Origin of the sequence: Amycolatopsis sp. WGS_07 (assembly GCF_045278895.1) — a bacterium.
Taxonomy (GTDB): Bacteria; Actinomycetota; Actinomycetes; order Mycobacteriales; family Pseudonocardiaceae; genus Amycolatopsis.
In genome coordinates this window covers 9584365-9599658 of sequence record NZ_CP136053.1, presented here as the reverse complement: position 1 = coordinate 9599658, position 15294 = coordinate 9584365, and the positions used below count along the sequence as shown (strand labels likewise).

General features: G+C 69.2%; 11 protein-coding genes. 10 read left to right on the top strand and 1 reads right to left on the bottom strand.

Annotated features, from left to right (window positions below):
• The first annotated feature begins 2 nt into the window (after window positions 1-2).
• From RPX00_RS44965 to RPX00_RS44940, 6 genes are read left to right on the top strand one after another with little or no spacing between them, the layout of a single operon-like run.
• Complete coding sequence (locus RPX00_RS44965; protein WP_406635153.1) at window positions 3-1445, top strand: flavin-containing monooxygenase; 1443 nt, start codon at window positions 3-5, stop codon at window positions 1443-1445.
• A gap of 16 nt (window positions 1446-1461) precedes the next feature.
• Window positions 1462-2631 (top strand): saccharopine dehydrogenase family protein, encoded by a 1170-nt coding sequence (locus RPX00_RS44960; protein ID WP_406635151.1) that lies wholly within the window; start codon window positions 1462-1464, stop codon window positions 2629-2631.
• 1 nt (window position 2632) lies between these two features.
• Window positions 2633-4084: an MFS transporter gene (locus RPX00_RS44955; RefSeq protein ID WP_406635149.1), complete on the top strand. Its 1452-nt coding sequence runs from the start codon at window positions 2633-2635 to the stop codon at window positions 4082-4084.
• An 18-nt stretch (window positions 4085-4102) separates the two neighbouring features.
• Window positions 4103-4993 (top strand): NAD(P)-dependent oxidoreductase, encoded by an 891-nt coding sequence (locus RPX00_RS44950; RefSeq protein ID WP_406635147.1) that lies wholly within the window; start codon window positions 4103-4105, stop codon window positions 4991-4993.
• A complete protein-coding gene (locus RPX00_RS44945; protein WP_406635145.1) occupies window positions 4990-6765 on the top strand; it encodes an FAD-dependent oxidoreductase in 1776 nt (591 codons plus the stop codon). Before RPX00_RS44950 ends, RPX00_RS44945 begins: the two co-directional genes overlap by 4 nt.
• Window positions 6766-6780: 15 nt before the next feature.
• A complete protein-coding gene (locus RPX00_RS44940; RefSeq protein WP_406635143.1) occupies window positions 6781-8343 on the top strand; it encodes an AMP-binding protein in 1563 nt (520 codons plus the stop codon).
• Between the two features lie 52 nt (window positions 8344-8395).
• Here RPX00_RS44940 and RPX00_RS44935 read toward each other — a convergent pair whose 3' ends face one another.
• Window positions 8396-9028, bottom strand: a complete 633-nt coding sequence (locus RPX00_RS44935) for a TetR/AcrR family transcriptional regulator (RefSeq protein ID WP_406635141.1) — start codon at window positions 9026-9028, stop codon at window positions 8396-8398.
• A gap of 129 nt (window positions 9029-9157) precedes the next feature.
• Here RPX00_RS44935 and RPX00_RS44930 point away from each other — a divergent pair, with 129 nt between their 5' ends.
• Genes RPX00_RS44930 through RPX00_RS44915 form a run of 4 tightly spaced genes read left to right on the top strand, consistent with a single transcriptional unit; the run spans window position 9158 to window position 15293 of the window.
• Window positions 9158-10294: a saccharopine dehydrogenase family protein gene (locus tag RPX00_RS44930; RefSeq protein WP_406635139.1), complete on the top strand. Its 1137-nt coding sequence runs from the start codon at window positions 9158-9160 to the stop codon at window positions 10292-10294.
• 4 nt (window positions 10295-10298) lie between these two features.
• Window positions 10299-11828 carry a class I adenylate-forming enzyme family protein gene (locus RPX00_RS44925; protein WP_406635137.1) on the top strand — a complete coding sequence of 510 codons (1530 nt, stop codon included), beginning with the start codon at window positions 10299-10301 and terminating at the stop codon, window positions 11826-11828.
• Window positions 11821-13224 carry an amino acid permease gene (locus RPX00_RS44920; protein ID WP_406635135.1) on the top strand — a complete coding sequence of 468 codons (1404 nt, stop codon included), beginning with the start codon at window positions 11821-11823 and terminating at the stop codon, window positions 13222-13224. Before RPX00_RS44925 ends, RPX00_RS44920 begins: the two co-directional genes overlap by 8 nt.
• Window positions 13221-15293, top strand: coding sequence for a hydantoinase/oxoprolinase family protein (locus RPX00_RS44915; RefSeq protein WP_406635133.1), 2073 nt, complete (start codon window positions 13221-13223; stop codon window positions 15291-15293). Before RPX00_RS44920 ends, RPX00_RS44915 begins: the two co-directional genes overlap by 4 nt.
• Window position 15294: the final 1 nt, after the last annotated feature.

The window sequence follows — 15294 nt, the reverse complement described above, 5'->3', positions numbered from 1 at the left end:
CCATGGACACCACCTACGACGTGATCATCGTGGGCGCGGGCATCTCCGGCATTTCGGCCGCCGTACAGCTGCGGCGGGGCTGCCCGGGCAAGTCCTTCCTGATCCTCGAAATGCGCGACCGGGTCGGCGGAACCTGGGACCTGTTCACCTACCCGGGAATCCGGTCCGACAGCGACATGTTCACCCTCGGCTACGCGTTCAAGCCCTGGGTCGAACCGAATGCGATCGCCTCGGGCACCGCCATCCGGCAGTATCTCGACGACACCTCGCGCGAGTTCGGCATCGAAGAGCACATCAGGTTCGGCTCGCGCCTCGCCGCGGCTTCCTGGAGCAGCGACAGCAACTCCTGGACCCTGACCGTCGAGCACGGCGAAGGCACAACCACGCTGCGGAGCCGGTTTCTCTATCTCGGCACCGGCTACTACAGCTACCGCGGCGGCTACAACCCGCCCATCCCCGGCGAGGACTCCTTCGCGGGAACCGTTGTGCACGCCCAGGACTGGCCCGACGACCTCGACTACCGCGACAAGTCGGTCGCGGTCATCGGTTCCGGGGCCACTTCGGTCACCCTCGTGCCCAACCTGGCGCGCCGGGCGGCGAAAGCGACGATGATCCAGAGGTCGCCCTCCTATGTGTACATCGAGCCCGCGACCGATCCGGAAGCCGCGCGACTGCGCGAAGAACTCGGTCCCGAGGGCGCCTTCTCCCGGATTCGGTTGCGCAACCTGGAAAACCAGCAGAAGACCTACGCCGCGGCACGCCAGGACCCGGACGCGTTCAAAAAGCTGATCTTCGAAGCGATCGACGAGATCGTCGGCGAAGAGATCCGCAAGGAGCACTTCACTCCCGCCTACGAACCGTGGGACCAACGCGTGTGCGTGGTGCCGGACGCCGACCTCTTCCACGCCATCCGGGACGGGCGAGCGGAGGTCGCGACCGGGCAGATCGACCGGATCACCGAGACCGGGGTTCTTCTGCGAGACGGCCGCCACGTCGACGCCGACATCATCGTCAAGGCGACCGGGCTCAACGTCGTCATGGGCGGGGAAGCCGCCTTCGACATCGACGGCGAGCCGGTGGACATCGGCCGACGCTGGACTTACAAAGGCCTCGCCCTGTCCGGAGTGCCGAACCTCGTCTACGCCTTCGGTTTCATCAATGCCTCGTGGACTCTGCGCATCGAAGTGGTCAACGAGTACTGGTGCCGCGTGCTCCGGCACATGGACCGGATCGGCGCCACCCGAGTCACCCCTGAGCTTCCGCCGGGCACCGCGCTTCCCGAACGCCCGTACGTGACCGGCGTCGATTCCGGCTATCTGCGGCGGGCGGCCAGGCACTTCCCGCACCAAGGCGACCGGGCGCCGTGGACCAACCCCCAGAACTACGCCGAAACCCAACGGCTGCTCGATTCCGTGGACGACGGCGTCCTGCGCTACGAGCACTGACGATCAGGAGAACCTCATGCGAGTGACAGTGGCAGGCGGCGCCGGCGCGATGGGGCGCAAGGCGGTGGAGACGCTTGCATCGTTCGAGGAGGTCAGCGAAGTGCGCGTCCTGGACCGTGCCGTGGCTGCCCTCTCCTTGCTCGACCTGGACGAGAGCGAGCGCCGGAAGATCGTGCCGGTGGCCGTGGACGCGCTCGCTGACGATCTGGTTCTCCACCTCGAGAACTCGGCCGTGGTGCTCAGTGCGCTAGGACCATTCACCGTCTTCGGCGAGCGAGTCCTCGGCGCCGCCGTCGCCGCGGGTGTCGACTACGTGGACATCAACGACGACTGGGAACCCACGATCGCCGCGCTCGACTGGCACGACCGGGCGCGGACTGCCGGGATCACCGCGCTCATCGGGATGGGGGCCAGCCCCGGAGTCTCGAACGTGCTGGCCGCCCGCGCGGCAGCCGAACTCGAAGAAGTGCACGAGCTGTACACCGGCTGGGTGGTGGCGGGCACCGAGAGCGAACCGGGCGGAACTCGTCCGGCGGCGGCCCTGCTGCACCTCGTGCACGAGTGCACCGGCAAGGTCCAGGTCCTCGAAGCAGGAGCCCCGACGCTCGTCGCCCCGATGGAGCCGATGCGGCTTCACTTCCCCGGCGTGGGCGAGATCGACGTGCGCACCATCGGACACCCCGAGACGATCACCCTGCCGCGCCGGTTCCCTGAGCTCCGGCGGTGTTACAACGTCATGGCCGGTCCGGCCTGGTGGTTCGACGGGATCGCTCCGATCATGGCCGCGGTCGACGCCGGCACCCTGTCGGCCCACGACGCCGCGCTCCGGATCGAGGACGGCATCGAACGTCCGGCGACCGCGGCGAAAACCCGTCGCACGCCCAACCTCTGGGCGCTCGCCCACGGCGAGATCGCCGGGCGGCCCGCTCGCACCGCGGTCAGTCTGCGGCGCTGGTCCGAAGGACGCATGGCCGGCGCCACCGCGATCCCCGCGGCCATGGCCGCGCGGATGATCCTCCGCGGCCAGATCGCCCGTCCCGGCGTCAACACCCCGGAAGAAGCTGTGCCCTTCGAACTGCTCATGGAGGCGCTGGCACCCCGGTACACCCTTCCCGACCCGGCCGGACCTCTCTTCGAAATCAGGACGGAGTACGTCGACAACGCCCGCTCGTCGCAAGGAGATTGACATGATCGAGAGTTCGGAAACCACCGACCCGCGCAGGACCTCAGGACGTGTGCCGCTCGTCGGCGTCGCGGCTCTCCTGGTGATCCTGACCAACGCGATCGTCTTCATCCTGCCCCCGCTGCTCCCGGTCATCCAGGCGCACTACCAGCTGACCACGGTGTCCTCGGTGACGTGGATCTTCACGCTGCTCACTCTCGGCGGAGGCGCCGGGTTCGTGCTCATGCCAAGGCTTTCGGACGTGATCGGCGATCGTGACACGGCGGTCCTGTCCGGTGCCGCGCTCACTGCCGGAGCCCTGATCGCGGCGATCGGCGATTCCTACGCGGCGCTGCTCGTCGGCGCGACCGTCATGGGATTCGGCATGGCCGCGCAGATGCTGCCGCTCGGCTTCCTGCGGCGAAGCCTGGGCGACAACGGTCTCTCCATCGCGGTCGCGGTGCTGGTCGTCGCCACCGGCGTCGGCATTGTCGCGGGCATGATCGGGGGCGGGTTCATCGTCCAGAACCTCTCGCTGCGCACCTTCCTGTTCGTCTTGGCCGCGGCCTTCGCGGCGACGACGGCGGCGTCCTACCTCACCATTCCCCAGTACCGCCGGAGCGCTTCGGGCGGGAGCATCGGAGCGGTGGGCACCCTGTGCCTGATCGGGTGGGTCGGCGCGATCCTGCTGGCGCTGAGCCAGGGTGTGGTGTGGGGCGAGGAAGCGTTGATCCCGCTGGCCGCAGGCCTCGTCGGTGCGGCGGTCTGGTTGTGGGCGCAGCGCAAGACCTCGACGCCGGTGTTCGATCGCGCTCTTCTCAAGTCGCCGTTCGTGACTGCCGCGTGCGTCGCGGTGGGACTCTTCGCCACGGTGAATTCGGCGTTCCTCGTCCTTTTGAGCAACTACGCGCAGACTGACCCGGCCTCCTTGGCTCCGCAGGATTCCTATGGGCTGGGCCGGACTGCTCTGCAGACGGGATGGCTGATGGTGCCGTTCGCGGTGACCTTCCTCGTCGGAGGAACGGTGGCGGAGAAGCCGGTCGCTCAGGGCCGCGGCGCGGCGGTGCTCATCACCGGCGCGATCGTCAGCCTCGGCGGTCTCGCACTGCTCGCGGTGGCCCACGATCGGCCATGGGAGTACCTGGTGAGCGCGGGCATTATCGGCCTCGGGTGCTCGATGGGCTACGCCAGTGGTTTCGCTGTCGTCCAGATGGCCGTGCCCGAGGAGAAAGCCGGGATGGCCGCCGCGATCGCCGGCACCGCGATGGCGATCGGATTCGCGCTCGGGTCCGCGATCGTGACCACCATCCTCACCGCGTCGACGGTGGTGATCCCGGGGACGGACATCGCCGTCGCGAACAAGGGCGAGTACAGCACGAGCTATTGGACCGCCGTGGGTCTGGCCGCCCTGATCGTGCTCACCGTGGCGGTCTCCCGAATCCGCACCGGACGCCGCGCCACCCCGAATCCCGCCTGAGAGCCTGAGGAACTGACAATGCCTTCACCGTCAACGAAGACGTACGAGGTGCTCGTCGTGGGCTGCGGCCTGATGGGATCCGCCCTCGCCCGCGCTCTCGCCCAGCGGGGCCACCACGTCGCGGCCTGGAACCGCAGCCCGGAGAAAGCCGAAGCTCTCGCCGTCGCAGGGGTGCGCGCGATCGAGAACCTCGACGACGCCGTCCGCGCGTCCCGCGTAATCCTGGCGTGCACCTCCACCTACGAGACGACGCTGGATGCACTCCGGCAGGTCGCTGCGTGGGACGATGTCACGCTCGTCAACGTCGGGACAGGCACGCCCGACGAGGTCGACGCGATGCGGCAGTGGGCCGCCGACCGCGGTGCGGCCTACCTCGACGGGGCGATCCTCTGCTACCCGCAGCACATCGGCACGCCGGACGGCCTGCTGCTCTTCTCCGGCCCCGAGGAGATCTGGCAACTGCACGAGCCGGTGCTGCAGGCGCTCGGCCAGCCCGTCCACGTCTCCGCACAGACCCGAGGGGCGAGCGTTCTCGACGTCACTTTCGCCGGCGGGTTCTACATCGCCTCGCTGGTTGCGTACGTCGAGGCTGCGGCGTACGCGCTGAGCCAAGGGTTGTCGGCCGCCGAGCTGGCGGGCATCAGCGAGACGGTCGTCGACCTGATGCGCGTCACGGTCCCGGAAATCGCCCAGTGCATCGAGTCCGGGAAGCACGACACCGACCAGGCGACGATTTCGGTGTACAGCGCGGGGCTGGTGTCATGCCGCGACGCGATGCGTTCGGCGGGCCACGAGGCGCGGATGCTCGACACAGCGGCCGGTTTCCTCGGATCCGCCGAAGCAGCCGGGGCAGGGCACTTGGGGTTCTCCGCTTTGGCCGCCGTCGGCGACCGGAAAGGGAAGTCGTGAACCAGATTCTTGTCGAGGCCGAGGAGTTCGACCATTACGGCGGCTGGACTCTCGATGCGCAATTCGACGTGCAAATGGGATCGCCCTATCTGCTCGCTCACGGCCTCGGTAGCCCGGTCGACGACGCCACAACGGCCATCGAGGTCAAGCAAGCCGGCGCCTACCGCGTCTGGGTGCGCGCCAAGGACTGGGTGCCGTCGCACCATCCCGGCCGTTTCGCCGTCTCGATCAACGGCGAGACGCTGCCGATCGAGTTCGGGGCGAACGGACAAGACTGGGCCTGGGAGGCCGCCGGCCGGATCGACCTGCCTGCCGGACCGGTCACGATCACCCTGACCGACCTCACCGGATTCGACGGACGGTGCGATGCCGTCTACCTGACCACCGGGGACGACGAACCGCCGAACGGTGCGGGCCCGGACGCTCGCGCCTGGCGGCGTCGGCTGCGCGGACTGCCGGACGAACCGGTGGACGGCGGAACGTTCGACGTCGTCGTGGCGGGCGGGGGAGTCACCGGCGCCGCGGCTGCCCTCGCCGCCGCGCGGCTCGGACTGACCGTCGCGCTGATCCAGAACCGACCGGTCCTGGGAGGCAATGCCAGCAACGAAATCGGAATCACTCCCCGCGGGGAGACCGGTCCTCTCGTCAAAGCTCTCGCGGACCGCACCGCCGACGGCGACCTCGTCGCGCTGGACCTGCTGCGCGCCGAACCAGCCGTATCGGTCTATCTCGAGCACCAGGTTTTCGACCTGGCCAAGACGGGCACCCGGATCACCTCGGTCGACGCGCGCGACGCGCGTTCCGGTCGAGAGACCCGTTTCCGAGGCACGATGTTCATCGACTGCACCGGTACCGCGATTCTCGGCCTCCTGGCCGGTGCCCGCTGCCTGTCCGGCCAGGAGAGCCGGTCCGAGTTCGGCGAACCGCTCGCTCCGGCGGAACGAACCGAGTCCCATCACGGGAACACCGTGTTCTTCCGAACGCGAGAAGCCGCGAGGCCGGTGGCGTTTCCGGACGTTCCCTGGGCCGTCGAGGTCGCGAAGGACTACGCGAATCTCGGCGGCCAGCTCGAAAAACCCGGCGTCGACAACGGACCGGGCCCGGTCGCCGGTCCGGCCCGGACGCCTGATCCGGGCATTCGCCGTCGCATGCTCTCCCCGCTCAGCCATTTCTGGGAGTACGGCCAGCATCTCGACCCCTACGCCGACGCCGAGCACATCCGCGACCACCTGCTGCGAGCGATCTACGGAACCTTCTCGAATGTCAAGACGCTCGAACCCGAGACCTACGCCAACCTGGAACTGGACTGGGTCGCGCACGTGCCCGCCCAGGGCGAATTCTGCCGGTACCTCGGCGACTACGTGCTGACGGAGAACGACATCCGCGAGCACCGGCGATTCCCGGACATCGTGGCGTGGAACTCGGGCGCGTTCTGCCTGCACTATCCAGGGCACGAGAAATACGACTTCCGGCTGCGGGACTGGAAGTGGGACACCCGCGACGACGCTCCCTTCGAGGTGCCCTTCCGCTGCCTCTATTCGGCAGACCTCGACAACCTTTTGATGGCGGGCAAGCACATCAGCGTGACTCATGTCGCCGGGTCGGTCACCAAGTTCATGGGCAACGGCGCACAGCACGCCGTCGCCGCCGCCGCGGGAGCCAAGGTCTGTCTCACGCACGGAACGAGCCCCCGCGGCGTGTACGCGAACCATCTCGACGAGCTGCGGGAGGCGGTCGCCGAACTGGGCGGCTCCACCGCACACGTCGTTTGACCGAGAGGAGGCACCATGTTCGTCCCCCTGACCGTCCGCGACTATCTCGACCGGGCAGTGGCCGTTTACGGAGACCGCGTCGGCGTCGTCGACGAGCCCGACCAGCCCGCCCCATCGCTGGGCTCGCTGACCTACGCGGAGTTCGGCGTCCTGGCGCGCCGGCAGGCTGCCCGGCTGGACGAGCTGGGCGTGGGCACCGGGGAGCGGGTCGCGGTCATCAGCCACAACAGCAGCCGGCTGCTGTCGAGCTTTTACGGCGTCTCCGGCTCGGGGCGCGTCCTGGTCCCGATCAACTTCCGCCTCCGTCCCGAAGAGGTCCAGTTCATCGTCGACCACTCGGGAGCCCGGGTGCTTTGCCTCGACCCCGAACTGGACGAGGCGCTGTCCGACATCACGGTCGAGCACCGCATCGTCCTCGGCGACGATGCCGCGCTCTACGGCGCCGAGGACGCGGAGCCGGAGCCCTGGACACCCGACGAGGACGCGACCGCCTGCATCAACTACACGTCCGGGACCACGGCCCGGCCCAAAGGCGTGGAGATCACCCACCGCAACCTCTGGATCAACGCGGTCACGCTGGCGCTGCACACCACCGTCCGCGACCGGGACGTCTACCTGCACACGCTGCCGATGTTCCACGCCAACGGGTGGGGCATGCCCTTCGCCATGGCCGGACTCGGCGTCAAGCAAGTGGTGCTGCGCAAGATCGACGGGGCGGAGATCCTCCGCCGGGTCCGCGACCACGGCGTGACTGTCATGTGCGGTGCCCCCGCAGTAGTTTCCGCGGTTCTCGACGCGGCGCGGACGTGGGAAGGCGAGATCCCGGGGCGGCACAAGGTCCGCATTGTCGTGGCGGGAGCCCCGCCGCCGACCAAGACCATCGTGCGCGTGGAGAACGAACTCGGCTGGGAGTTCATCCAGCTCTACGGGCTCACGGAAACCTCGCCCCTGCTGACCGTGAACCGCTCCCGCGCCGAATGGGACGACCTGGCGCCCGAAGAAAGGGCGGCGCGCGTCGCCCGCGCAGGCGTTCCGGCGCTCGGTGTCCGCCTCAGTCTGAGCGAACCCGAGCACGGGACGGGAGCTTCCGGCGAGTTGCTCGCCCGGGCCAATGTGGTGTTGAAAGGCTACTGGAACCAGCCCGAGGAGACCGCGAACGCGTTGTCCGGCGGCTGGTTCCACACCGGCGACGGTGCCGAGATCGGAGCCGACGGATACGTCACCATCCGGGACCGCAAGAAGGACGTCATCATCACCGGCGGCGAGAACGTGAGTTCCATCGAGGTCGAGGACCTGCTGTTCTCCCACCCCGCGGTGGCGGAGGTCGCGGTGATCGGGGTGCCGAGCGACCGATGGGGCGAAACGGTCAAAGCCCTCGTCGTCTTGTCAGGCGACGCGGCTCCCGGGCCGGACACGGAACAGGAGCTGATCACGTGGTGCAAGGACCGGGCAGCGGGCTACAAAGCGCCGACTTCGGTGGAGTTCCGCGACGCGCTGGAGCGTACGGCCACGGGCAAGCTGCAGAAATTCAAGCTGCGCGCGCCGTACTGGACCGGCATGGCCCGCGGAGTGAACTGACCCGCTCTCCGCGAAGCTCCGCTGCCGAGCCGGAAACTCGCGAACCGGCTTGTCATCGGCCGGTGCGCGCTCCTGCCATGCGGAGAGCGAGTCGCACGTACTCGCCGGCGACTTCCGCGGGCGCGAGCCTGCCCTCGGGCCGTGCCCAGTCGTTGACGTGCTCGCACATGGAGATGATCGCGAACGCGGTGGCGACCGGGTCGGCCAGCCGGAAGACCCCGGCGTCGGCGCCTTCGTTGAGGGTCGCGAGGTAACGCCGGTAGATGGCGTGCTGCATTTTCCTCAGCGTCGCTTGGTGTTCGGGGCTCAGGATGTGACCGGACTGGGCGACGCGGGCCAGCGAGGTGTAGCCGGGCAGGTCGTGTTGCCGGGCGAGCTGGTACAGGACGTAGTCGCGGACCATGTTGGACAGCCGGTCGGCGGGGTCGGGGGCGGGGTTGTCCACGGCTGCGGCGAAATCGGCCAGCGGTTCTTCGACCAGGGCGAACACCAGCGCTTCCTTTGAGCGGAAGTGCCAGTACAGCGCCTGTGCGGAGATGCCGAGCGCCTTGCCGATGGACACCATGCTCGTGCCCGCGTAACCGTTGCGCAGGAACAGTTCCCGTGCGGTAGCGAGAATTTTGGCTCGGGTGTCGCCCGCCGGCCGGCTCTCGCTCCGGTCGGCGGTCTCCGCCTGGCCGGTCACGGCCGAGCCTGCGCCGGGGCGTGGGCGAGCGTGGTCATGTTTCGTGCTCCTGTCCGTCGCCGATGTCGTCCTTGACGCTATCAAGGACGCCGCTTACCGTCTCCTTGACGCCATCAAGGAGGATGAGTCATGCGAGTTGTTTTCGTCGGCGGCGCCGGTGCCATGGGCCGGGCGGTGGTGACCGCCGCGGCCGGGTTCGCCGAGGTTTCCCAGCTGCTGGTGCTGGACCGGGACGCGGATCGGGCCGAGGCGGTGGCGGAGGCGGCCGGCCCGAAGGCGAAGGCCGTGCCGTTCGACGCCGGGCAGGACGATCTGGCCGGCTTGCTGGCGGGCGCGGACGCCGTCGTCAGCACTCTCGGGCCGTTCACGGTGTTCGGGCGGAGCACGATCGAGGCGGCGGTGCGGGCGGGGTGCCATTACATCGACATCAACGACGACTGGGAGCCGACTCTCGACGTGCTGTCGCTGGACGCGCGGGCGAGGCAGGCGGGCGTCACCGCGTTGATCGGCATGGGCGCCAGCCCTGGTGTGTCGAACGTGCTCGCGATGCGGGCCGCCGCCGAACTCGACGTCGTGCACGAACTCGTGACGGGCTGGGCGCTGGCGGGCGCGAAGGCCGAGCCGGGCGGTGCGCGGCCCAGCGCCGCGCTGCTGCATCTGGTGCAGCAGGCCACCGGGTCGATCCAGGTCGTCGAGGACGGCGAGGAGAAACTGGTCCGGCCGTTGCGGCCGATGACCCTGGACTATCCGGGGCTGGGGGAGATCCGCGTCCGGACGGTCGGCCATCCCGAAGCGGTGACCTTGCCGCGTGCGATGCCCGGGCTTTCCCGGTGCGTCAACGTCATGTCGGGGCCGGAATGGTATTTCGACCACCTGGCCGGACTGATGGCGAGGGTGGAGGCCGGGGAGTTGTCCGCGCACGGGGCGGCGGTCGTGCTGGAGGACGAGGTCTGCCGTCCCGCAGACGCTCCGGCCACGCTCCGGACGCCGACGTTGTGGGCCTGGGCCAAGGGATTGCGCGACGGACAGCCCTGCCGGGTCGGTGCGGGTCTCGGCAAGTGGCCTGCCGGGCGGATGGCCGGTGCCACCGGTCTTCCGGCGGCCGCGGCGCTGCGGATGGTGCTGCGGGGCGAGATCACCCGGCGCGGGGTCGTGACGCCCGAGGAAGTCGTTCCGTTCGACCTGCTCATGGAGCGGCTCGCGCCGTGGTACGTCCTGCCCGAGGCAGCCGGAGAGCTGTACACCGTCGCCGTCGAGAAGGGGTGACGCGATGCTCTTCCTGCACGATTGCGTCCGCCGCTGGGCGTCGGAGCGGCCGTTCGCCGTCGCGGTGTCCGCGGCGGAGGCGGAACTGTCCTATGCGGACTTGGCGGAGCTGGTCGAGGACGGCGCGGCTCGCTTGCGCTCGGCGGGCATCCGCCCGGGGGAGCGGGTCGTGCTCGCCGGGATCAACACACCGGGCTGGGTGGTCGCCTTCCTGGCGGCGTTGCGGTGCGGTGCCGTGGTCGTGCCCCTGAACTCCCGCCTCGGGGCGGAGCAAGTGCCCGCGTTGCTGGCGGACGTCGAGCCCGCGTTGGTCCTCGCCGACGACACCCAAGCCTCCGTCTTCGCCGCTGCTGGTCTTGGTCCGCGGCTGGTTTCCCTTGGCGCCGGGCTGCCCGCCGCACTGGATTCGCTTCCGCCGGCTCCGCGCGAGTGCCCGCCTCCGGACCTCGACGCGGGTTCCCCGGCGATCCTCAGCTTCACGTCCGGCACGACGTCCGCGCCGAAGGGTGCGCTGATCAGCCACGGCTCGATCCTGGCCGGGGCGAAGTCGTGGCTGGACCTGCTGCCGGATGGCCAGGACGCGCTGACGACGGTGCTGGTCCCGCTTTTTCACAACACCGGATACGTCGACCAGCTCGCGCATCTGATCGTGGCCGGCGGGCAGGTCGATCTCGTGCCGCGGTTCCGCACGGACGCCGCGGTCGCCGCGATGACCCGGCGGCCGCCGACGCTCGTCGTCGCCGTGCCGACGATCTTGCGGATGCTGATGCTGCGCGAGGAGGCCGACCGGATCTTCGGCGCCTGCACCGCCGCGGGCTACGGCGGCAGCCCGATGCCGGTCGCCTGGGCTCGCGAGTTCGCGGACCGGTGGCCGAAAGCGCGGCTGATGTACGGATACGGCCTGACGGAATTCACCTCCCTGAGCCACGTGCTGGACGGCCCCGAGGTGCTCGAGCACGGCGACTCGGTCGGCCGTCCGGTCCTCGGCGCCCGGTGCGAAATCCGCGACGACACGGGTGCCGCCGTGCCGGCCGGAACGGCGGGCGAGGTCTGGCTCGCCGGGCCGCAGCGGATGCTCGGCTACTGGCGCAATCCGGACGCGGACGCCAAAGCGCTCGCAGGCGAGTGGCTGCGGACCGGCGACCGCGGAGTCCTGGACGAGGCCGGACGCCTGCGCTTGCGGGGACGAATGGACGACGTGATCAACCGCGGCGGGGAGAAGATCCTGCCCGCCGCGGTGGAAGAGGTGCTGAGCGAGGACGAAGCGCTCGCTGACGTCGCGGTGTTCGGCCTGCCGGACCCGGTGCTCGGGCAGCGGGTGGCCGTCGCGGTCGTGCCGCGGCCGGGCGAGACCTTCGATCCGGTGGCAGCCAGGGAAAACCTGGGGAAGCGGCTGCCCGACTACGCATGGCCGTCGCAGTTCGTAGTGCTCGATGAAATGCCGCTGGCCGCGACCGGGAAGGCGGACCGACGGCGGCTGGCCGCGCTCGCCAGCGGCGCGGCGGAACCATCCGGAGGTGGCGACCGTGGCTGACACACCGCGGAGCGGGCAGAAACTGTTGCTGCGCCGCCATGTCACGATGATCGCGATCGGCGGCGTGATCGGGGCGACGCTGTTCGTCGGGACCGGGACCACCGTGCTGTCCACCGGTCCCGCCGTGATCGTCTCCTACGCGATCGGCGGCCTGTATCTCGTGCTGTGCATGCGGATGCTCGGCGAGATGGCGGCGCGGAAACCGGCGCGCGGCTCGTTCTCCACCTACGCCAAGGACGCGTTCGGCCCGTGGGCCGGGTTCCTTGTGGGCTGGCTGTACTGGCTGGTGTTCGTGATCCTGATCGCCTACGAAGCGTCCTTGCTGGGGTTTTTCGCCCGCCAATGGCTCCCCGGCGTTCCGATCTGGGCGGCCGCGCTGGTGCTGCTGGGCGCGATGACGGCGACGAACCTGTTCTCGATCCGGCTCTACGGCAACGCGGAGTACTGGATCGCGCTGGTCAAAGTCCTCGCGATCATCGCGTTCCTGGTGGTCGGCGTGCTGCTGGTGACCGGTGTCCTGCCCGCGGCCACCGGGAATCCCGGACTGGGAAACCTTTTCCGGCACGGCGGGTTCGCCCCGCTCGGCTGGACCGCGGTGCTGTCGAGCGTGGTGTTCGTCGTCTTTTCCATGGGCGGAACCGAGATCGCGGCGATCGCGGCCAGCGAGAGCGACGATCCGCAGCGCAACGTCCTGCGCGCCATCCGCAGCGTCCTCCTGCGCGTGCTGCTGTTCTACGTGGGTTCGGTGGCGATCATCGCGGCCGTGATCCCGTGGGACGACCAGACGCGGCTGGCCAGCCCGTACGCGAGCGTGTTCGGGGTAGCCGGGCTCGGCGGGGCCGAGCGGGTGATGAGCGTCGTCATCTTCCTGTCGGTGCTGTCGGTGATGAACTCGGCGATCTACACCTCGTCCCGGATGCTCACCGCGCTCGCCGACCGCGGCGAGGCGCCCGCGTTCGTCACGAAAGAAAACCGGTTCGGCACCCCGGTCGTCGCGGTGCTGGTGTGCGCTGCGACCGGGGCCGGATTCACGATGATCAACCTGTCCAGTTTGGAATCGCTGTTCACCTTCCTGGCGACGTGCACCGGCGGGGTGCTGCTGATCGTCTACGGCTTCATCGCCGCGGCGCAGGTCCGGCTGCGCAAGAGACACGGCGACGACGGCCTCGCCGCCAGGATGTGGCTGTTCCCGTGGCTGTCCTATCTGTTCATCGCCGCGTCAGTGGTTTTGTATGCGGCGCAGGCATTTCTGCCCGGCCTGCGGCTCCAGTTCTTCTGCACCAGCGGCCTCACGCTGGTGGCGCTGGCCGCCTACGGCGTGAAACGCGTCGCGAACCGTTCCCGCGTCCCCGAACCCGTTCCGGCCGCCGAATCGACCGCTAGGAGAAGCTCATGACCTACCGCATCGCCGTCGACACCGGCGGCACGTTCACCGACGTGGTGGTCGCCGACGCGGACCACAACCTCTTCGTCAACAAGGCGCTGACCGATCACGACCGGGTCTACGCCGGGATCGAGGAGGCGTTGCGCGTGACAGCCGGGCAGTTCCGCATCGGGCTGGACGACCTGCTCGCCGACACGTCGCTGTTCATCTACGCGACCACTCGTGCCACGAACGCGATCATCGAGGGCAAAACCGCGAAGACCGCTTTCCTCACTACGCAGGGATTCCCGGACACGCTGGTCCTGCGGGAAGGCGGCCGGCCGAACGCATACGACTTCTCGACGCCCTTCCCGAAGCCGTACGTGCCGCGCCGGCTGACCTTCCAGATCGCCGAACGCATCGACGCGGAAGGCAATGTCGTCACCGCGCTCGACGAGGACCAGGCCCGGGCGACGTTGTGGCGGCTGCGCGAACTGGGCGTGGAATCGGTCGGCGTCTGTCTCTTGTGGTCGATCGCGAACGCGCGGCACGAAAACCGGCTGGGCGAACTGATCGAAGAAGAGCTGCCTGGCGTCCCGTACACCCTGTCGCACCGGATCAACCCGATCATCCGCGAGTACCGGCGCGCGTCGGCGACAGTCATCGACGCGTCCCTCAAACCGCTGATGCAAAGCCATCTCCGCGGCCTGGAACAGGATCTCGCGGACGCGGGCTTCGCCGGCGAACTGTTCGCGGCGACCTCGTTCGGCGGGATGATGGACATCTTCGACCTGGTCGAACGCCCGATCTACGCCACCCGCAGCGGCCCGTCGATGGCACCGGTGGCCGGAAAAGCCTACGGCGGGGCCGAACTGGGCGCGAAAGACATCGTCATCTGCGACACCGGCGGCACCAGCTTCGACGTCAGCATGGTCCGCGACGGCGAGGTCGTCTTCACCCGCGAGACCTGGCTCGGCGGCCGGTTCCTCGGCCACCTCACCGGGCTGGCCTCGGTGGACGCCCGCAGCGTCGGAGCCGGCGGCGGCTCCATCGCCTGGGTCGACCCGGGCGGGCTGCTGCGGGTCGGACCGCAAAGCGCGGGGAGCGAGCCGGGCCCGGCGGCGTATGGCAAGGGCGGCACCCAGCCGACCGTGACCGACGCCGCGGTCGTGCTCGGCTATCTCAATCCGGCGAACTTCCTCGGTGGCAGGCTTTCCCTCGACGTCGACGCCGCCCGCGCAGCAGTGTCCACAGTGGCCGGACCACTCGGCCTCGGCGCGGACGAGGCGGCGATGGCGATCCTGCGCATCGCGGGCGAGCACATGGTCGAGGCTGTGCAGGAGATCACGATCAACGAAGGCGTCGACCCGGAGGAATGCCTCGTCGTCGCGGGCGGCGGTGCGGCCGGGCTCAACATCGGCCTGGTGGCACGGGAACTCGGCGTCAAGCGGCTGCTCGTCCCGCGAACCGCGGGAGGACTCAGCGCGTGCGGAGCGCAATTCTCCGACATCGTCGCCGAACAGGCGGCCAGCCGCTACGCGGTGACCTCGGAGTTCGACCGCGAAGCGGTCAACGCGACGCTGGACGACCTCGACGCCCGGTTCGAGGACCTGGTGAAGAAGCTCATGGCCCGCGGCATCACCGACATCCGCCGGACCTACTTCGCCGAGGCGCGCTACCAGCACCAGAACTGGGAACTGGAGATCCCCCTGCCCGCCAACCGGTTCGAACGCGACGAGGACGTCGACCAGCTCGTCCGGCAGTTCCACGAGGCCCACGAACGGGTCTTCGCGATCGCCGACCCCGGTTCGGCCGTCGAGACACTGCAATGGAAGGCACGGCTCACCGCGGCCGTCGACAAGCCCGCGGTGACCGCGCAGCACGAAGGCGGCAGCGCCGCGCCCGCGTCGCACCGCCCGGCGTACTTCGGCGAAACCGGTCAGACGACGGTCGCCGCCTACGACGGTCCGGAACTGCCGATCGGCACCCGGATCGCCGGTCCCGCGGTCATCGAGGAACCGACCACCACGCTGGTCGTGTACCCGGGCACGACCGCCACCGTCACGTCGAGCAAGAACTACCTGATCGAGCTGGAGGCCTGAG